This is a genomic window from Clostridioides sp. ES-S-0048-02, from assembly GCF_020658495.1.
Lineage (GTDB): Bacteria > Bacillota > Clostridia > Peptostreptococcales > Peptostreptococcaceae > Clostridioides.
The window spans coordinates 140,931-161,056 of sequence record NZ_JACVWH010000002.1; the positions used below are offsets into that span (position 1 = coordinate 140,931).

Genomic DNA, 20,126 nt, shown 5'->3' on the forward strand with positions numbered 1-20,126 from the left:
TTAGAATTTAAAGTATACATATTAAAATGGGATGTTATAGCATTATTTGCTATAACTTTTTTTATGCTCATATTTCTAAATAAGGGGGAAATGTATTATGAGGAAGATTTCAAAAGGGAAGCTGAGTAGTATAATTTTAGCAATTATGCTGATGTTATCATTGATAACAGGGTGTAGTAAACCAGAGGAAAATAATGATGTTAGTAAGATGAATAATGAAAAGGAAGTAGTTTTAGCAGCAGCTAGAGATTTGGCACCAGGTGAACAAGATGCTTATTACACAAGTTCTATACTCTATGTTTGGGAACCGTTAATAGGGTTGGGTGATGATGGAAAACCAAAGGCAGAACTTGCAGAAAAATGGTCAAATTCAGGTGATTATAAAGAATGGACATTTACAATAAAGAAGGGTGTAAAATTCCATGATGGTGTAGATTTGAATGCAGATTCAGTAGTAAAAAATTTTGAACGTTATATGAATATGAAAACGAAATCTTCACCTTTTTATTCGTTTGATATAGAAAAGACATATCCTAATTTACAAAGTGTGGATAAAGTTTCTGACTATGAAGTTAAACTTACTTTCAGTAAACCAATATCAACTTTAATATACAACATGGCTAGATTTGGAAGTGCTATGTATAGTCCAGAGTGTTTTGATGTAAAAACGGGAGACTTTACTAAGTATGCACAAGGAACTGGTCCATTTAAGATAAAAGAACGAGAAAAAGAACAATTTGTTTTGTTAGAGAGAAATCAAGACTATTATGGAGATAAAAGTAAAGTTAAAAATGTAAGAGTAAATGTAATTAAAGATGCACAAACTCGTTACACAGCACTTAAATCAGAGGAAATTATGGGTGTTATGGATTTAGGGGCTATTACTCCAGAGTTAGCTAGTGAGCTAATAAAGGATGAAAACTTTGAGATTAAAACATCTCCATCAACAATAACTCAATTTGTATCTACAAACGGTACTAGGGCACCATTTAATAATGTTAAGATAAAAGAAGCACTAAGCTTGTTGGTGGATAGAGAAACTATAGTAAATAAATTTTATGGAGGATATGGAACTCCGACTATGAATATATTGAACCAAGGTTCACCTTTTGCTAAGGAAATTAAACCTGTTTATGATGCAGAAAAAGCAAAAAAAATTATAAAGAATGAGTTAAAAGTGGAAACAAAAGAGTTAGAGTTTATAATACCATCTTATGGTGTAGACCGTTATCCATACAAAACTGTAGCAGAGTATATACAATCTGTATTAAGTGAAGTTGGATTAAACTCTAAAATAACTATACTTGATGGTGCTGCTTTTAAGGAAGCACAAAAAACAGGAAATTATGACATAGCACTTCACACTCAAGGGCTTCCAAATGCAGAACCATTTTCTATATTTGATAGTTATATGAGAAGCACAGGGTCAAGTAATATAGCTTATTCATTGGGCTATAAAAATGAAAGAGCAGATGAATTAATAGGTCAATTAGAAAAAACAATGGATTTAGATAAAAGAAGTAAAATATATGATGAGCTTCAAGATATATCAGCAGAACACCCATCAGCTATACCATTATTTGAAGATGTTAACTTAATTGCCTATAATAAAAAAATAACTGGATACAAACCTACATTATATGGGACTACATTAGCAAATATGGAGTGGAGTAAGTAGTGAAAACACCATTTAAATATTTAATTAGAAGGATATTGATGACTATCCCTATTTTGATAGGAATAACTTTTCTAGGATTTATATTAGGGGTTATAGCACCTGGTGACCCAGCAGTTGAATATTTAAGCATGGATGGTATTTCTGCTCCTACAGATGAAGAAATAGAAAGAGTTAGAGAAGAGTTAGGGTTAAATGATAATATTATAGTTCAGTATATTAATTGGACTAAAAAAGCTATGACTGGAGATTTAGGACTTTCCTATATCAAAAAGACATCTATCACAGAAGAGATATTAAGAAGGTTACCAATAACCTTCTCTTTATCTTTAATGGCTATGTTTTTTGTTATAGTGTTATCTATACCATTAGCTATAATCATGGCTTTAAAAAAGGATTCAGCGATAGATAAGATTGGCACTTTTGTATCTTTACTTATGATATCTATTCCAGGGTTTTGGTTAGCTATTATTATGTTAAGTATATTTTGTGAGAATCTTAGATGGCTACCTACGAGTGGGTATGGTACGATTAAACATTTAATAATGCCTGGATTTGTTTTAGCAGCTGGGACTATAGGAACTGTAGCAAGGTTAAATAGAGCAACTTTAATAGAAAGTATAGGACAAAACTATATAACAGTGGCAAAAGCTAAGGGTCTGTCAAATAAAATAGTTATTTTTAAGTATGCTTTTTTAAATTCATTAATGCCCATTGTAACAGTTCTGGGAAACTATTTTGGTGCTATTTTAGGAGGCTCCACAGTGGTTGAGGTTATTTTTAGTATTCCAGGTATGGGAAGTTATGTAATACAAGGAATAATGAGTAGAGATTATCCAGTGGTACAAGGATATGTGCTATTTACAGGGATTATATTTATAGTGTTTAATTTAATTGTAGACATATGTTACCTATTTCTTAATCCTAAAATGAGGGTGGGAGGTAAATGAGATGGATAAATTTAAAGAAATGTTATTTATACATAAACTAGCTTTTTTAGTGCTAATAATTATGATACTTGTTGCAATATTTGCACCAGAGTTAGCTCCATATGACCCTAATAAAGTACAAATGGATGATAGATTAATGGGAATTTCTAGAGAACATATACTTGGTACAGATACTCTAGGCAGAGATATTCTAAGTAGGATATTATATGGAGCCAGAGTATCAATATCTTTAGCTTTTTTAGCAACCTTATTAACAATGCTATTTGGTAGTTTTGTGGGTATAATAGCAGGATATTGTGGTGGGATAGTAGATACGATAATACAGTCAATTGTAAATATATTTCAAGGTCTTCCAAGTCTTAGCTTTATGATTGCTCTTGCTGGAGTTCTTGGGCCAGGTATAAAAAGTTTATTAATTGCAATAGTATTCACTTCTTGGGCTGGTTTCTCAAGAATAGTTAGAGGAGAGGTATTAAAGGTAAAAGAAGAAAAATATGTTGAAGGTGCAAGAGCACTAGGGGCTAGTCATATTTATATAATTTTGCACTATATAATTCCAAATATATTTGCTCCTTTTATAGTACTATTTGCAATAAGGGTAGGAAAAAGTGTACTTTCTATGGCATCGTTAAGTTTTTTAGGTCTAGGAATACAACCCCCACAAGCAGATTGGGGTGTTATGATAAATGATGCTAAGACTCATTTTAGAAGCTATCCAAATCTATTATTAGCACCTGGGTTTAGTATATTATTATTGTGTTGCAGTATAAATTTAATTGGAGATGCACTAAGGGATATGTTTGATGAAAAAAGCAACACTTTAAGCCAATATCTTTAGAAGGAATAAAAACTATGAATAGAGATATAAGTATAAAAGATTTAAAAATTCATTTTAATACTAAGGAAGGAAAAGTAAGAGCTGTAGATGGAATATCTAGAACCTTTCAAAGTGGTAAAATTACAGGAATTATTGGAGAAACTGGAAGTGGAAAATCGGTACTAGGACTAGGGATTTTGAACCTTGTATCTAATAACTCAACTGTTTCAGGAAGTGTCTTATATGAAGAAAAAGATTTGCTAAAAATTAAAGAAAATGAAATTAGAGAAATCAGAGGGAAAAAAATAGCGTTAATACCCCAAAATCCATCAAGTTCTTTTAATCCAATATTGAAAATAGGAAGTCATATGAATGAACTTTTTTATTATCATGGAAAAGAAAAAAAGAATTCTTGTAAGAGTAAAAGTTTGGAGATATTAAAAAATTTTTTTTTCTCAAATAGTGAGTTGGTTTATAATTCGTATGGATTTCAGTTAAGTGGAGGTATGAGTCAAAGAGCATTAGCAGCTATAGGGACAGCACTAAAACCTAACTGGGTAATTGCAGATGAACCAACTAAAGGGTTGGATGCAATAATAAGAAAGCAAGTATATGAAGTATTTTATGATTTAAGAAGTAATATGGGCGTTAGCATGATACTTATAACTCATGATTTAATGCTAGCTAAAAAGCTTTGTGATGAAGTTGTAGTTATGTATGCAGGTAAAATCATAGAAGAGGGTACAAAAAATAGTATCTTTAATAATCCACTACATCCTTATACGAGAGGTTTAATTGATTCACAGCCAAATAAAAAATTAATACCCATTGAAGGGATAGCGCCAAGTCTAACAAACTTACCAAAAGGATGTAGATTTTCTCCGAGATGCAAGGTTGCAAAAAAAACATGTATTGATTATGAACCAAGACTATTTGATGTTAATGGTTCAAAAGTGAGGTGTTTTCTTTATGATAAGAGTTTGCAACCTTTATAAGGAGTTTAAAAGCGGAATAATCAATAAAAAGATAGTTAAGGCGGTAGATGATGTATCTTTTGAAATCAAAGAGGGAAAAACCTTAGGTCTTGTAGGAGAAAGTGGATGCGGAAAATCAACTTTATCAAGGCTTATTTTAAGACTTATTAAATGTGACAGAGGTAAAATTTATTTTAATGGTAGAGATATCAGTAATTATGATTTTTCTCAAATGAGGGATTTAAGAAAAGAGATGCAGATAATATTTCAACATCCAGATTCTGCCCTAAGCCCTAAAAAAACTATATATGGCAGCCTTGTGGAACCATTAAAAATTCATAAACTCTACGAAAAGAATAAAGCAAGAGAATACATAATGGAATATTTAAGTTTTGTTGGGCTTAGTGAGGAAATTTTAAATAGATATCCACATCAAGTAAGTGGAGGACAAATACAAAGAGTTGCTTTAGCTAGAGTGCTTTTATTAAATCCTAAATTTATGATATTAGATGAACCTACATCAATGCTAGATGTATCTGTGCAAGCTCAAGTTATACAGGTTTTGAAGAAAGCTCAAAAACAGTTTAATATAACCTATTTATTTATATCTCATGATATAGACTTAGTAAAAGAAGTTAGTGATGAGGTTGCAGTCATGTTAAATGGCAAGATAGTTGAAATTATAGATGCTAAGGAATTGTATAAAAGTGCAAAGCATGCTTATACCAAAGAGCTTGTTGAGAATTTCACTAATTTTTAAAATATAGTAATCAATTGTTTAATCAATCATTACATTAGTAAGAGTAGTTTTTTGAGTATAGAAAATTACAAATCTCGCCCTAATATTTTTAGAAAGGAAGAGTAATTATGTACTATAAAGATATAGATTTTGAGAAAAAATGGCATGAGTATGTTGAAAGTAAAGAAGGATATGCAAGAGAAAGAGCTTTTGATGATGAAGCGGAAAGAAAGTTTTTTAAAAAATTATCTCATAAATATGATGATAGACCAACGCTTTATGATTATTCAAAAGAAGTATTTAATTTTGTAGATAAGTTAATAGATGAAGGAAAAAATCTTATAGAAATTGGTGCAGGTACCGGAAAATTTACTATTCCACTTTCTAAGAAATGTAAAGGTATAATTGCTAATGATTTTTCAATAGATATGCTTAATGTGCTTGAAGGAAAGGCTAGGGAACATAATATAACTAATATAGATACAATACAAGGAAAATGGGAAGAGATTAATGTTGGGCATAGTGATTATATTTTATCTGTGAATTCTCTTTATCGAATTTGGGATATTAAAGATGCTTTGAGTAAGATGGATAAGCTAGCTAAAGAAAAAGTGATTATAGTGAGAACTATTCAAAAACCATTATTTAATGATTTGTATATGGATTTAGGTGATAAAGATAGAACTTGTCCAGATTATATATACATTCCAAATATACTACATTCTTTAAATATATGTGCAGATATAAAGTTTATTGATGTAGAAAATGAAATTGAATTCGATAGTGTAGAGGATATACTTTTTAAAATGGAAACAGAATTAAATAAAAAGATTAACTTTAGCGATATGTTGGATAAGTATATAGATAAGATAATAGAAAAAAGAGAAAACAAATATATTTTTAAACATAAAACTAAAGTTGTAATTATATACTGGAATAGTATAAGCTAGATTTGTTAATATTATGGAAGCATAGAAACTCTTCTGAAAATATTTACAATCTCGACATATTATGCTACAATTATTTAGAATAAATAAAATTTAATAAGAATTACCTCATCTAATAAAAAGATTGAGGTAGAGGTCGCATTTACTAAGATTAATATTGAAGAGGTCGGAAGCCAATGAAGCAATATAAAAGGAGTAAGTGCCGAAGTGCTAGTGTCCAAATCTAGTGCTGGGGCTGTATTTAATAAGTACAGTACTGTCATCAAAATTATCCCGAATTTTGATGGAGAGCTATCTTAACAAAGATAAAGGGAAGATGTAGGTATATTGTATTTAGCGCATTCAGCTCAACATGTATCCATGTTGAGCTTTTTTACATCTATATAAAATAGGATAGAAAAGGAAAGCAATAATAAAATATTTTAATTTTAAAAGTGGGGGAGATTAAAAATGAGCAGTTTAAAAAAGAAAAAGTTTACTATGCCACAGACACTTACTATAATATTTTTACTAATAGTAGTAATGGCAGTTCTTACTTGGATAGTACCAAGTGGAAATTTTGAAAGGGTAGATATAGATGGAAGGTCGGTTGTTGTAGCTGGAACTTATGAAAAAGCAGCATCAAATCCACAAGGAATTACTGATGTATTTACAGCACCTATAAATGGATTTATAGATGCAGCTGAAGTAGTTGGATTTGTTTTGATAGTTGGAGGAGCTTTTGGAATAGTTAACAAAACAGGAGCTATAGAAGCTGTTATAGCTCATACTGTAAATAAAATGAAAAGATTCCAATTCTTAATAATACCTATATCAATGATTCTATTTGGATTAGGTGGAACAACATTTGGAATGAGTGAAGAAACACTACCTTTTTATATGATATTTATTCCACTCATGACCAGTATGGGATATGATTCATTAACAGCAGTGGCTACAGTATTTATAGGAGCAACAGCTGGATTTGGAGCAGCTACTACTAATCCTTTCTCTGTAGGAATAGCACAAGCATTGTCACAAATAACACCAGGTTCTGGGATAGAGTTGAGAGTTGTTATGTTTATAATATATATGGCTATATCTATAGGATTTGTTATGATGTATGCCAATAAAGTTAAAAAAGACCCTAAGAAGTCTTTAGTACATGGTATATCATTGAATCAAGAATCAATGGTTAATACTGATACAAACATAAAAGAATTTACAAAAAGAGAAGCTATGGTAATAGCAATTTTCACAATAGGTATGGCAATTATGATATATGGAGTTTTAAAGCTAGGATGGTACATAACTGAAATTGCAATGATATTTACAGCTATAGGTATAATATCAGGAATAGCATCAGGGCTTAAACAAGATGACATAGTTAATTCATTTATAAGTGGAGCAGGAGATTTAATGACAGCAGGGCTATGTATAGCATTTGCACGTGGAATAGTAATAATAGCAGAAAATGGATTTATAATAGATACAATTTTAAATTCTGCCGCAAATTTATTAAATGGACTTCCAAAGACTATATTTATAAATTTAACTTTCTTAATAGAAGGTTTAATAGCATTTTTTATACCATCTGCATCAGGACTTGCATCACTTACAATACCTGTACTTGCTCCACTTGGAGATTTAGTAGATGTATCTAGACAAATGATAGTTACAGCTTATCAATTTGGTATAGGTGTAACTAACTTAATAACACCTACATCAGGTGTTTTAATGGGAGCACTAGCAGTAGCTAATATTCCTTGGTCAAAGTGGGTTAGATTTGTAATGCCTTTAATGGTAGTATTAACAATTACTGTAATGGTGTTTTTAACAATAGGATTATTTGTTGGATTCTAATAGGAGGTATATTATGATTGAAAGTATAAAGAAAAGAGCTTATGAGATAGAGAATGAACTGGGAAAAGAAATTGAAGAAGTATGTGATTTTATATTTAACAATCCAGAACTAGGAGAAGAAGAATATATATCATCAAAGTACTTGGTAGATAAAATGAAGGAATATGGATTTGATACAACTTATCCATACTGTAATATGGATACTGCTTTTAGAGCAGAACTAGGGGATAATGATGGTCCAACTATAGCATTTTTAGCTGAGTATGACGCATTGCCTGGATATGGGGAAAATAAAGAACCAGGTCATGCTTGTGGACATAACTGGATTGCTGCATCTACATTAGGAGCTTGTATAGTACTAAGTAAGTTAAAAGAAAATTTTAAAGGAAAAATTGTACTAATAGGAACACCAGCTGAAGAAACAACAGGAGGAAAGTGTGATTTAGTTAAGGCAGGAGCTTTTGATGATATTGATGTAAGTTATCAGATGCATATAGAAGCTTTTAATAACATAAACTGCAAGGCTTTGGCAATAGATTCAATAGAGTTTAGTTTTGAAGGGGTATCAGCACATGCAGCTAGCCATCCTCATATGGGTGTTAATGCATTAGATGCAGTACAACTTACTTTTGCAGGAATAAATGCACTAAGACAGCATGTAAAATCAGATGTTAGAATACATGGGATAGTTTCAAATGGAGGAGAAGCTCCAAACATAGTTCCAGAAAAAGCTGCCTGTGAATTTTTCGTAAGAGCTGCTGAAAGAAGTTATTTAGATGAAGTAACTAAAAAGGTTATAAACTGTGCAAAAGGTGCAGAGTTAATGACAGGTGCTAAACTTTCTTATAGATACTTTGAAAATTCTTTTGACAATATAATAAATAATAAGGTGCTTCAGAATATAACAAAGAATAATCTAATTGAGGCAGGTATAACAGATATATTAGAAGGAAAAGAAGGTCCAGTAGGTTCTACAGACATAGGAAACGTAAGCCAAGTTTGTCCTACTATGTATACGGAAATAGCTCTAGACATAAATCCAATGGTATATGTTCATGAAAAAGAGTTTCTAAATTATGCAAATTCTGAGGAAGCTTATGATAAACTTCACAAAGCAGTAAAGGCAATGGTAGGATGTGCATTAGAAATTTACCTAGAAGATGGGCTACTTGATGAGATTAAGAAAAATCATTTGAATTAATTTAAATTAAAAATAAGATAAAAAGGTATTACCAGAAAGTTGGTAATACCTTTTTATTTTTTGATAGGAGTCATGTTTTTGTAGATTCTATAGCTAAAGTTATATTATTTATCTAATCTTAATCATATAATAATATTTCTAGCTTAAGGTTAAATAAAAAATAAGAAATCTATCAATTTGGCATAACTTTTGCTTTATATAAGTTAAAAGATTTTGAACTATATTAGAACTATTAAAATTTTATATAATATAAACAAAAGAAAGGATAGATTTATAATGAAAACAATAGCAGTAGTAACTGATGGATTATCTAAATTAGAGTGTTTTTTAAATAAAAACCTAAAGCTGATATTTAAAGATAAAGTAATAATAAAAAACTATTATTTAAATAGAATAACAGAAGAAGAATCGATAAAAGATGACATAATATTAGTAATGATAGATGATAGAGTATTGAAAATAAAAAAATATGTAAAAGATGTCTCAAAGATAATAATTATAAATAGAACTATAAAGCAAAAGGATATATACAAGTTATTTTCATTACCAGAAGGAATAGATGTATTAGTAGTAAATGATAATAAGCACACTGTATTAGAAACAATATCTAATTTATACAATATAGGAATAAATCACTTAAATTTCATACCATATAATCCTAATGAAGAATATAGAAATATTAAGATAGCTGTAACACCAGGAGAAGCAGATTTAGTTCCAAAATATATTGAAGAAGTTATTGATTTAGGGCATAGGTATATTGATAGTTCAACATTTATTCAAATAATAGCAAAACTCAAACTGGATGATAAGGAAATTACTGAGAGGCTAATTAAGTATATAGATGAAGTGATTAGTTTATATTCAGGAATAAATACTAAATATAAAGAACTTACTATAAAAGCAGATGAATTGAATTCTATAATAAACTTATCAAACCTAGGTATGGCAATGATATCAGAGAAGAAAAATGTAATTATTTGTAATAATAGCTTGAGTGATATACTAGATATTAAAAATGATATTATAGGAAAAAATATAGATGAATTAGAGAATGAAAATATTAAAAAGATTTTTAGATTAAGTAAGGCACATGATGAAGTTATAAAGTTTAATAATAAATATTTAAATGTAAATAAGTATAATATAGAAAGTTTTGGAAGGGTGACTGGATATTATTTTTGTATTCAAGAAATAACTTACATAAGGAAATTGGAACAAAACCTATCAAAGAAGCTTAGAGAAAAGGGACAAGTTGCTAGGTATACCTTTGATGACATAAAAACAGTATCAGTAAAAATGGAAAGAACTAAAGAGCTAGGTATGAAAATAGCGGAATCTGATTATACAGTTCTTATAACTGGAGAAAGTGGAACAGGAAAAGAACTTATGGCTCAGTCTATTCATAATGCATCACCAAGGCATAGTCAGCCATTTATAGCGATAAACTGTGCAGCTATGCCAGAAAACCTACTTGAAAGTGAACTTTTTGGATATGAAGAAGGTGCTTTTACAGGTGCTTTAAGAGGAGGGAAAAAAGGTTTATTTGAGCAAGCTAATAATGGAACTATATTTTTAGATGAAATAGGAGACATGCCCATATATTTACAAAGCAAATTACTTAGAGTATTACAAGAAAATCAAGTCATGAGAGTTGGGGGGGAAAATGTAATAGACACTGATGTAAGAGTAATTGCAGCTACAAATAAAAATTTATTAGAAATGATAAAAAAAGATAGATTCAGAGCTGATTTATATTATAGGATAAATGTATTGCCTATAAACATACCACCTTTAAGAGAGAGAAAAGAAGATATAGAAGTTATGCTAAAGCATTTTATGAAAAGTAAGAGGGAAATTAGTCAAGATGTTAAAGACATTATTAATTCATATGAATGGCCAGGGAATATAAGAGAATTAAAAAATACAGCTATGTATATTAACATTATGAGTTCTGAACATGTTATTTTAATTAATGACTTACCTCATAATTTACTAAATATAACTGAAGACTATAGTAAAGAAATAAGTACATTAAAAGATAGAACATCTATAGAAAAAGTAAGATTAGTAATGGAATGCTTAAAAAATGCCAATAACCTTAATAAAAACATAGGTAGAAATGGTATTGTTAATTCAATAAATGAATTAGGTTATAGTATAACAGAAGGTGAGGTAAGGGGAATACTTAATATACTTAAAGAACTAGATTTGATAATATGTGAATCAGGTAGAAAGGGAAGTGAGTTAAATAGAAGAGGAAAAAATATATTAAATAGTATTTAATAGGTTAATAAAAAGGAAAGTATGAATGCCTATTTTGCCTATTAATTAGAATTAACACTATTCAAAAAGTCGAATTAAATAGGATTAAAATAAAATATAAATCAATAGAGTGATTTATATAACTGATTCCTTAGAAAAAGTATTTTAAAAATAAATTAGAATTTTTAAACAATTAAAATATTGGTATGCTACTTGCTCTTTAAGAGAGAAGTAGCATTTTTTATTGTTCATAAATAATTTAAGGGGTGAAGAAAGTGATTAAAAAGAAATATCCAGTAATAGGAATATCAGGAAACTTATTAATTGATGAAGGGGGGATGTTTCCTGGTTATGAAAGGGCTTATGTAAATAATGACTATATACAGTCAGTAGCTATGTGTAAAGCTATACCATATATTGTACCAATTGTATATGATGATGAGATTATAAAGGAACAAGTATCAAATATAGATGGACTTATACTATCAGGAGGACAAGATGTAAATCCTCTTATATGGAAGGAGGAACCTCATAATAAGCTAGGTGCAATATCACCTAAAAGAGATGTTTTTGATATGAAGTTATTAAAGTATGCTTTAGATATGAAAAAACCAGTGTTAGGTATATGTAGAGGTGAACAAATTATAAATGTAGCTGAGGGAGGGAGTTTATATCAAGATTTATCTTTAATTGAAGGAGCTTACATAAAACATAATCAGCAACATTTATCTAATATACCTACACATACAGCACAGATAAAAGAGGGTACAAAGTTGTATGAAATATTAGGAGAACAAGAAATCCTAGTTAATAGTTTCCATCATTTAGTTGTCAATAAGGTAGCTCCAGGATATATTGTTTCAGCTACTGCTAAAGATGGTTTAATTGAAGCTATAGAAAAGGATGGGAATGAGTTTGTAATAGGCATACAATGGCATCCAGAAATGATGACTAAGGATTGTGATAATATGAAAAAAATATTTATGGCGATAGTTAAAGAAGCATCTAAAGAAAAATAATTATAACTATATTTTAAGTTGAGTTTGGAGGAATAACAATGAAAAAAAGTGTTAAGTTAGGTTTCTGGAGTATTGTATTATTAGGGATTAATGCAATAATAGGGTCAGGTATATTTGGCTTACCTGGAGATGCATATACAAGTATAGGTCCAGCGAGTATCTTAGTATTAGTTTTTTGTATGTTTTTAGCTGTCTCTATTGCTTTATGTTTTGCTGAAGCAGGGAGTTGGTTTGATACTGATGGAGGGCCGTATCTTTATGCAAAAGAGGCCTTTGGAGATTTTATTGGGTTTGAAGTTGGATTTATGAAGTGGATAGTTAGTATGATTGCTTGGGCAACTATGGCAAACTTTTTTGCAGTCACACTATCATCTATATGGCCTCAAGCAGCAGAGCCACTTATTAAAAATATAATAATTGGTATATTAGTTGGAGGGCTTGGGCTTATAAATTTTATGGGAATGAAGCAATCTAAGCATTTAAACAATATAATGACTATAGGAAAATTATTACCAATAGTTTTATTTATAGCTGTAGGTTTATTTTTTATAAAAGGCTCTAATTTTACGCCATTTATAATAATACAAAAAGGTCAAAGTACATCATCAGCTTTTGTAGCAGTATCAATAACTTTATTTTATGCTTTTACGGGGTTTGAATCTTTAGCTGTTGCAGCAAAAGATATGGAAAATCCTAAGAAAAATGTACCTAAGGCATTAGTAATGGTAATGTTTGTAGTATCAGTAATATATATGCTTATATTGGGGATAAGTATAGGTGTATTGGGAGATGGATTAAGAGGGTCAGCGACTCCTGTTGCAGATGCTGCTATTAAAATGTTAGGTCCTATAGGTGGATATATAATTACAATAGGGACTATAGTATCTGTTGGAGGAATAAATATTGCATCATCTATATTTACACCAAGGTCTGCGGCTGCTTTGGTCGAGCAAGGATTAATGCCTAAGTCTATAAGAAAAACTAATAAAAATGGAGCTCCATATATAGCAATTATAGTTTCTGTTATAGGAACTTTATTAATAGCATGGTCAGGGTCATTTACAACACTATCTCAAATAAGTGTTGTATCTAGATTTATTCAATATATTCCTACCTGTCTAGCTGTATTAATATTAAGGAAGAAGTATGCTGGTAAAGACATAAACTTTAGGATACCTGGAGGAGTGATTATACCAATATTTGCAGTAGCTATAAGTATAGTATTATTGATAAAAGCAGGTATTGATGAACCAATGAAGATAGTTTGGGGACTAGGTGGTATGGTAATTGTAGTTCCTATATATTTCTATATGACTAATGTATATTCAAAAAAATATAATGATATTGAAGTCAAGTAATTCTTATAATTATTAGAGAATAAAATTATAAAGATTGTAATAAATTTTCTATCTATAAATTGGATGTATAAATATAATCGTGTGTAGTTTTTGGAATTTTATCTCTAGTATTGAAATTCACAAAGGGCTATATTTATAGATATTTTATAAGGATTCTTTTAAATTTATGATAAGCGGTATAGCATTTTGGTGTTATACCGCTTTTTGTATAAATAGTTTTATTTTTTTACTGCTCTAGTTGCGTAAAATGATGGAATATTAAATTCATGAAGATTACCAGAACCATTTGTATCTTGATAAATATCTGTTAAAATAAATCCTGCTTGTAGTTGTCCACCTATTTGTTCTTCAATTGTATGAGAAAATTGAATTCTCCAATCATTTTGGATTGATTCATCATATATATTTTTATTTTTTTAAGGATTAAATGGAAGCCTATATTGGAATTCTGTTCCTTCTTCATTAAATACAAAATTGATGCCATTATCAAGTCCAGATAAAAGTATACCACCTTTTTTTAGTATACGATAACACTCTTTCCAAATTGGTAATACATCTTCTACATAACAATTAGAAACTGGATGAAATATTAAGTCAAAACTTTCATCTTTAAAAGGTAGTGGCTTTGCCATGTCAGCTTGTACAAGTTCAATAGAATACTTTTCCCTTTCTGCAACCTTTTTTTCACTTAATAATTGTGAAGTTGAATAATCTAAAACTGTACATTGAGCTCCCAATGCAGTGAAAATTGGCATTTGTTGTCCGCCTCCAGACGCTAATCCTAGTATTTTTGTATTTTTCATATCACAAAACCAATTTTTCGGAACGGGTTTAGTGGGTGTCAGTACAACGGACCAATCTCCAGCTTTGGCTCGTTCAAAAACTTCATGACTGATAGGTTGTCCCCATTCCCAGCCTTCTTTATTCCATTTATCAAAGGTCTTTGAGTTTATTTCTGTATATTTAGATTCCATAGTTTTATCCTCCTAAATTACGATTTGACAACTTGCTAATTATGATAAAGTATAGCATATTTCTAGTAAGAGCTGGATGTAAACAAGAAACTGTATGTACAAAGAAAGGAGTAGAGTATAAAATAGAATGTAAATTAAAACTTATAAATTTTTATTTTTAAAATAAGGAGTAGATAAATATGAAAATATTAATTTCTATAGATTCTTTGAAAGGCAGTTTATCTTCAATTGAGGCAGCAAATGCAATAAAAAAGGGGATATTAAAAGTTGAAAAAGATGCAAAAGTAAAGATATTGCCACTTGCAGATGGTGGGGAAGGAACAGTAGACGCTTTAGTACAAGGTATGAATGGTGAAAAAGAAACTATAGAAGTCACTGGACCAATAATTACAAAAGTAAATGCGACATATGGATTATTAAAAAGTACAAATACAGCAATAATAGAAATGGCTCAAGCATCAGGATTAACATTAGTTCCAACTGAACTTAGAAATCCTTTAAACACCACAACTTACGGTGTTGGAGAAATAATAAAAGAAGCAATAAATAAAGGCTATAGAAATTTTATAGTTGGAATAGGTGGAAGTGCTACTAATGATGCTGGGGTAGGTATGCTTCAAGCTTTAGGATTTGAGTTTTATGATGAAAACAACAACTTAGTAGGGTTAGGTGGAAAAGTTTTAAATGAAATAAGACATATAAAAATAGATAATAGGTTAAAAGAATTAGATAAATGTAGCTTTAAAATAGCTTGTGATGTGAATAATCCACTGTTTGGTAAAAATGGAGCAGCGTACATATATGGACCTCAAAAAGGTGCAACACCAAAAATAATTGAAGAGTTAGATAATGGCCTTAGAAATTTTGCTAAGATAGTTAAAAGTGATTTAGATAAAGACATAGCCAATATAGAAGGTACTGGAGCAGCAGGTGGATTAGGTTTTGCATTTTTAGCGTTTTTAAATTCAAAATTAGAATCTGGAGTAAAAATAATATTAGAAGAAATTAAAATAGAGAACGAGTTAAAATGTGCAGACTTTGTAATAACTGGAGAAGGTAAATTGGATAATCAAACAGCTATGGGCAAAGCACCAATAGGAGTTGCAAAGATGGCTAAAAAATATGGGGCAAAAGTAATAGGTTTGGCTGGAGCAACGACAGAAGATGCAGTTAAGTGTAATGAAGAAGGGATAGATGCTTATTTTTCTATAGTAAATAGGGCTATGACCATAGAAGAAGCAATGGATAAGGAAACGGTAAGTAATAATATGACTGCCACAACAGTACAAATATTTAATCTTATAAAGGTATTAAAAAGTACTAAATAAAAAGACTGACATAGCTAGGGTTTGATATTGAAATAAGTCCTTTAGAGGATATATTAATCCATATTGAAAATAATTTTAAATATTCATAATAAGCTACTTGCAGGCTAAAAAATTTGTAATTACTCAATCTTAGTGATTAAGTAATTACTTTTTTATTGCAAAATAACATAGTAATTACAGAATAAATTAAAGTACAAAATTATAATATTATAAATTTATACTTATAGACATTGACTAAATCATGATTGTGTATAAAAATAAGTAGTTAAGAGGAAATATATTATTATATTACTTGATAAATTTAGACAAAAAACTTATATACAAGGAGAGAAAAAATATGATAATTGAGCTAAACAAAAGTAATTCTGAAAATCTAACAAAAACGGAACTTGAAATAATTAAATTTATAAATCAAAATGAGTCAATATTATCAGAATTGTCCATAGTAGAGATTGCTCATGAAACATATTCGTCTCCAGCAACTGTTTCAAGAGCAATTAGAAAATGTGGCCTAAATGGATTTAATGAACTTAGATACAGGTTGACAGTAAAAGATGAAAATAATGATATACACAATATGGGGGATATAATAAACAAGTCTTTTATAGAAGCACAACGAGTTATAGAACAAATATCCTTAACTACACTAATTAATATAATAAAAACTATAAATGAATCTAGTAAGATATACGTCTTAGCAAGAGGTCTTACTGAATATGTAGCAAAAGAGTTTAGCCTTAAGTTACAATTACTTGATTTTAATGTGTTTTTTATAAATGACCCTAATATAATGAAAATAAAATCTAAATCAATGAAAGAAGATGAACTTATAATCATATTTTCGTTGAATGGAAACACTAAAGAACTTGTAGAATCAGCACAAAATGCCAATTTAAGTGGAGCCAAAGTTATAACATGTTGTTGTAGTGAAAATGCAAAACTTATAAACTATTCTGATTTATATATTGTAGGATATAAACATTATCATATCTCAATCTCTGAGTATGAAGTGTCATCTAGGTTACCATTGTACATTATATCTAGGATAATTATAGATTATATGGTCAAATATAATAATTCTGAAAATTAAATTGAAAAAGTCTATGAAAATCTATTTTCTTTTTATGAAAAGATTTTCATAGACTTTTTTATTATAATGAAAACATACACAGCAGAAGCAAGGGGGAAGACAATGATATATACATTAACCACGAATCCAGCAATAGATATGAACATATCTACTAACGGTATAAAAAGTAAATTAGTAAATCGTACATCAAATGCTACATATTCTCCTAATGGAAAAGGTTTAAATGTGACATTTGTACTAGGTCATTATGGTGTAGAGTCCAAGATATTAGGTTTTTTTGGAGGATTCTCAGGAAAATATATAGTTGAAGAAAGTGAAAAGAAAGGGTTTGATGTACTACCTACCTGGGTAGAAGATACAACTCGTATAAATATATTTTTAAATGATGGAAATGATGAGTTTAAATTTGTAAACTCTGGGTCATATGTAAATGCAAAGCAAAAGCTAGAAATGATAGAGAAGATAGAGTCATTAGAAGATATAAATTACTTGTCAATAAGTGGAAGTTTACCACCTGGTATTGATGATAATTACTATGAAGATATATTTGAGATTTGTAAAAATAAAAATATAAAAACAATACTTGATATAAGTTCACCGAAATTAAAGGAGTTATTAGAATATAATCCATACTTGATAAAACCAAATGATGAAGAAATCAAAGATATATTTGGAATTATTGTAAGAGATGAAGAGGACATTAAGGATGTGCTTAAGTTACTACATTTGAAAGGAGCTCAAAATATATTACTAACTTTAGGAGAAAAAGGTTCTTATTTTTACAATGGAGAAGCAATTTATTATGCTAGTGCTCAACCAGTTACAGTTGTTAGCTCTGCATGTGCTGGTGATTCTGCATTAGCTGCATTTTTAAGTATATGGTTGGAAAATCCAGAAGATATTGAAGAAGCATTGAAAAGGTCTGCTGCAACGGGTGCAAGTGTGGCTGAAAGTAATGGTATCGGTAGTTTGGCGAATGTAGAAGAGTACATAAAAAATATAAAAGTCAGAAAGGTGGTATAAAAATGGGGAGAAAGATAATCCTTGGGGTAACAGGTTGTCCAACTGGAATTGCACATACATTTATGGCAGAAGAAGCATTAAAAAAATCAGCTAAAGAATTAGGATGTGATATAAAAGTTGAAACAAATGGAGCCATAGGAGTAGAGAATAAATTAACAGCAAAAGATATCGAAATGGCAGATGCAATAATAGTTGCTTGTGATAAAAACGTTGATATGGATAGATTTAATGGAAAACCAGTAATAGAGGTGCCTGTAAAAGAAGGTATACACAAAGCTAGTGAGCTTATACAAAAGTGTATTGATGGTAAAGTAGCAGTTAGAAAGGGAAATACATCAAGTAGCAAATTTACAGAAGAAGGGAATTTATCGTTTGGTCAAAAACTATATAAAGACTTAATGAATGGAGTATCTCATATGCTACCTTTAGTAGTAGCAGGCGGAGTGCTAACTGCTATATCATTTTTGTGGGGGATTTACTCATTTGACCCAAATTCAGAACAGTATAATCAGATAGCAGCTACATTAAAATCTGTTGGTGGATATTCTATGAATTTGATGGTTCCTGTATTAGCGGCGTTTATAGCTCAATCTGTATCAGGTAGACCTGGTATGTTGGCAGGGCTTGTTGGAGGAATGATATCGTTTGACACAGGTTCAGGGTTCTTAGGTGGAATTATATCGGGATTTTTGGCAGGTTATGCAGTTAAATTATTTGTGTACTTATTGAGAAAATTACCAAGACAGTTAGAAGGACTTAAATCTATTTTTATAATTCCTATAGTCAGTGTGGGTGTTGTTGGTATATCTATGTTGTTACTTGGGGGACCATGTTCAGCTCTTAACAATGCTATGATGAATTTCCTTTCAGGGTTACAGAACTCAAGTCCTATAATCCTAGGATTAGTAATAGGATGTATGTCAGCATTTGATATGGGAGGTCCAGTAAATAAAGCAGCATATGTGACTGGAACTATGCTTCTAGGTCAAGGAAACTACTTATTTATGGCAGGTGTATCTGCAGCTTGTATAACACCACCATTAGTAATAGCTATAGCATCTACTTTATTTAAAAATAGATTTACAGAAGAAGATAGAGCGGCAGGATTAATTAATTATATACTAGGTAGTACTCATATAACAGAAGGAGCGATACCTTTCGCGGCAAAGAATCCACTGAAAGTGTTGCCAGTACTTATGATTGGGTCATCAATATCAGCGATTTTAACTTACATAATGAAAATAGAAGTACCAGCTCCACATGGAGGATTTTTAGTCTTAGGACTAGTAAATAAGCCGCTTTTATGGGTAGGATGTATACTTGCAGGTTCATTAGTAGGAGCAATACTTTATATGATAGTTACACCTAAGGTAGTAAATAACAATAATACTACAGAAAATACAGATGAAATTAAAAATGAATATAAAAAGGAAATTACAAAATCGGAAAACGTATCTAATAAAGTCTCTTTGTATAACGAAGAAACAGTAGTTTTAGATGTTAAAGGAAAAAGTAAAACAGATGTAATTGATGAAATGGTTGAAATACTTGATAAATCAGGTGTTCTTTTAGATAAAAATAAATTTAAAGAAGAAATTCATAAGAGAGAAGAAATATCATCTACAGGTTTTGGTATGGGCATAGCGATACCACACGCAAAAACAGATGCAGTAAAAGTACCACGAGTAGCAGTTGGTGTATCAAAAGAAGGGTTTGATTTTGAATCAGAGGATGGAAGCCCAGTACATCTTATATTTATGATAGCAGCTACAGACAATGGTGATAATTTACATTTAAAGACATTGTCTCAACTATCTGCAAAACTAATGGACGAAGAATTTTTAAATGAGTTAATAAATAGTAAGACAAGCATAGAAATAGTATCAAAATTAAATAATGAAGAAATTAAATCATTATAAATATA

The 20,126-nt window shown here is 30.1% G+C and carries 16 protein-coding genes and 1 riboswitch; of the genes, 15 read left to right on the forward strand and 1 reads right to left on the reverse strand.

The window, feature by feature from the left end; translation table 11 throughout:
- Nucleotides 1–97 precede the first annotated feature (97 nt).
- The 11 genes from IC173_RS03535 (at nt 98) to IC173_RS03585 (ending at nt 13,787) form a co-directional block, all read left to right on the forward strand.
- Nucleotides 98–1,678 carry an ABC transporter substrate-binding protein gene (locus IC173_RS03535; protein ID WP_227855171.1) on the forward strand — a complete coding sequence of 527 codons (1,581 nt, stop codon included), beginning with the start codon at nt 98–100 and terminating at the stop codon, nt 1,676–1,678.
- A complete protein-coding gene (locus IC173_RS20920; RefSeq protein ID WP_227824403.1) occupies nt 1,678–2,625 on the forward strand; it encodes an ABC transporter permease in 948 nt (315 codons plus the stop codon). Before IC173_RS03535 ends, IC173_RS20920 begins: the two co-directional genes overlap by 1 nt.
- A gap of 1 nt (nt 2,626) precedes the next feature.
- Nucleotides 2,627–3,463: an ABC transporter permease gene (locus IC173_RS03545; RefSeq protein WP_227433856.1), complete on the forward strand. Its 837-nt coding sequence runs from the start codon at nt 2,627–2,629 to the stop codon at nt 3,461–3,463.
- A 14-nt stretch (nt 3,464–3,477) separates the two neighbouring features.
- A complete protein-coding gene (locus IC173_RS03550; protein WP_227835157.1) occupies nt 3,478–4,437 on the forward strand; it encodes an ABC transporter ATP-binding protein in 960 nt (319 codons plus the stop codon).
- Nucleotides 4,412–5,176 (forward strand): ATP-binding cassette domain-containing protein, encoded by a 765-nt coding sequence (locus IC173_RS03555; protein ID WP_227835619.1) that lies wholly within the window; start codon nt 4,412–4,414, stop codon nt 5,174–5,176. Before IC173_RS03550 ends, IC173_RS03555 begins: the two co-directional genes overlap by 26 nt.
- 107 nt (nt 5,177–5,283) lie before the next feature.
- A complete protein-coding gene (locus IC173_RS03560; protein WP_227855172.1) occupies nt 5,284–6,105 on the forward strand; it encodes a class I SAM-dependent methyltransferase in 822 nt (273 codons plus the stop codon).
- Nucleotides 6,106–6,224: 119 nt separating this feature from the next.
- A riboswitch (Lysine riboswitch) is annotated at nt 6,225–6,404 on the forward strand.
- Nucleotides 6,405–6,552: 148 nt separating this feature from the next.
- A complete protein-coding gene (locus IC173_RS03565; RefSeq protein ID WP_227855173.1) occupies nt 6,553–7,944 on the forward strand; it encodes a YfcC family protein in 1,392 nt (463 codons plus the stop codon).
- A gap of 13 nt (nt 7,945–7,957) precedes the next feature.
- Nucleotides 7,958–9,145, forward strand: a complete 1,188-nt coding sequence (locus tag IC173_RS03570) for a M20 family metallopeptidase (RefSeq protein WP_227481955.1) — start codon at nt 7,958–7,960, stop codon at nt 9,143–9,145.
- A 276-nt stretch (nt 9,146–9,421) separates the two neighbouring features.
- Nucleotides 9,422–11,431 (forward strand): sigma 54-interacting transcriptional regulator, encoded by a 2,010-nt coding sequence (locus tag IC173_RS03575; protein WP_227855174.1) that lies wholly within the window; start codon nt 9,422–9,424, stop codon nt 11,429–11,431.
- Between the two features lie 245 nt (nt 11,432–11,676).
- Nucleotides 11,677–12,429: a gamma-glutamyl-gamma-aminobutyrate hydrolase family protein gene (locus IC173_RS03580; protein ID WP_255606356.1), complete on the forward strand. Its 753-nt coding sequence runs from the start codon at nt 11,677–11,679 to the stop codon at nt 12,427–12,429.
- A gap of 38 nt (nt 12,430–12,467) precedes the next feature.
- Nucleotides 12,468–13,787: an APC family permease gene (locus IC173_RS03585; RefSeq protein ID WP_227835160.1), complete on the forward strand. Its 1,320-nt coding sequence runs from the start codon at nt 12,468–12,470 to the stop codon at nt 13,785–13,787.
- A 416-nt stretch (nt 13,788–14,203) separates the two neighbouring features.
- On the opposite strand, the gene IC173_RS03590 is transcribed toward IC173_RS03585, so the two are convergent.
- Complete coding sequence (locus IC173_RS03590; RefSeq protein WP_413927431.1) at nt 14,204–14,761, reverse strand: class I SAM-dependent methyltransferase; 558 nt, start codon at nt 14,759–14,761, stop codon at nt 14,204–14,206.
- Between the two features lie 179 nt (nt 14,762–14,940).
- On the opposite strand from IC173_RS03590, the gene IC173_RS03595 reads away from it, so the two are divergent.
- The 4 genes from IC173_RS03595 to IC173_RS03610 all read left to right on the forward strand — a co-directional run bounded on the left by IC173_RS03595 (nt 14,941) and on the right by IC173_RS03610 (nt 20,121).
- A complete protein-coding gene (locus tag IC173_RS03595; protein WP_227855175.1) occupies nt 14,941–16,089 on the forward strand; it encodes a glycerate kinase in 1,149 nt (382 codons plus the stop codon).
- Between the two features lie 337 nt (nt 16,090–16,426).
- Complete coding sequence (locus IC173_RS03600; RefSeq protein WP_227433867.1) at nt 16,427–17,179, forward strand: MurR/RpiR family transcriptional regulator; 753 nt, start codon at nt 16,427–16,429, stop codon at nt 17,177–17,179.
- A gap of 102 nt (nt 17,180–17,281) precedes the next feature.
- Nucleotides 17,282–18,202: a 1-phosphofructokinase gene (locus IC173_RS03605; protein WP_227855176.1), complete on the forward strand. Its 921-nt coding sequence runs from the start codon at nt 17,282–17,284 to the stop codon at nt 18,200–18,202.
- 2 nt (nt 18,203–18,204) lie between these two features.
- Nucleotides 18,205–20,121, forward strand: coding sequence for a PTS fructose transporter subunit IIABC (locus IC173_RS03610; RefSeq protein ID WP_227830948.1), 1,917 nt, complete (start codon nt 18,205–18,207; stop codon nt 20,119–20,121).
- Nucleotides 20,122–20,126 lie beyond the last annotated feature (5 nt).

Bases quoted from the DNA above. Each gene is read 5' to 3' on its own strand.
- IC173_RS03585 (WP_227835160.1), top strand. From the start codon at position 12,468: ATGAAAAAAAGTGTTAAGTTAGGTTTCTGGAGTATTGTATTATTAGGG.
- IC173_RS03545 (WP_227433856.1), top strand. From the start codon at position 2,627: ATGGATAAATTTAAAGAAATGTTATTTATACATAAACTAGCTTTTTTA.
- IC173_RS03565 (WP_227855173.1), top strand. From the start codon at position 6,553: ATGAGCAGTTTAAAAAAGAAAAAGTTTACTATGCCACAGACACTTACT.
- IC173_RS03600 (WP_227433867.1), top strand. From the start codon at position 16,427: ATGATAATTGAGCTAAACAAAAGTAATTCTGAAAATCTAACAAAAACG.
- IC173_RS03570 (WP_227481955.1), top strand. From the start codon at position 7,958: ATGATTGAAAGTATAAAGAAAAGAGCTTATGAGATAGAGAATGAACTG.
- IC173_RS03555 (WP_227835619.1), top strand. From the start codon at position 4,412: ATGATAAGAGTTTGCAACCTTTATAAGGAGTTTAAAAGCGGAATAATC.
- IC173_RS03575 (WP_227855174.1), top strand. From the start codon at position 9,422: ATGAAAACAATAGCAGTAGTAACTGATGGATTATCTAAATTAGAGTGT.
- IC173_RS03535 (WP_227855171.1), top strand. From the start codon at position 98: ATGAGGAAGATTTCAAAAGGGAAGCTGAGTAGTATAATTTTAGCAATT.
- IC173_RS03595 (WP_227855175.1), top strand. From the start codon at position 14,941: ATGAAAATATTAATTTCTATAGATTCTTTGAAAGGCAGTTTATCTTCA.
- IC173_RS03560 (WP_227855172.1), top strand. From the start codon at position 5,284: ATGTACTATAAAGATATAGATTTTGAGAAAAAATGGCATGAGTATGTT.
- IC173_RS03610 (WP_227830948.1), top strand. From the start codon at position 18,205: ATGGGGAGAAAGATAATCCTTGGGGTAACAGGTTGTCCAACTGGAATT.
- IC173_RS03590 (WP_413927431.1), bottom strand. From the start codon at position 14,761: ATGGAATCTAAATATACAGAAATAAACTCAAAGACCTTTGATAAATGG.
- IC173_RS03550 (WP_227835157.1), top strand. From the start codon at position 3,478: ATGAATAGAGATATAAGTATAAAAGATTTAAAAATTCATTTTAATACT.
- IC173_RS03605 (WP_227855176.1), top strand. From the start codon at position 17,282: ATGATATATACATTAACCACGAATCCAGCAATAGATATGAACATATCT.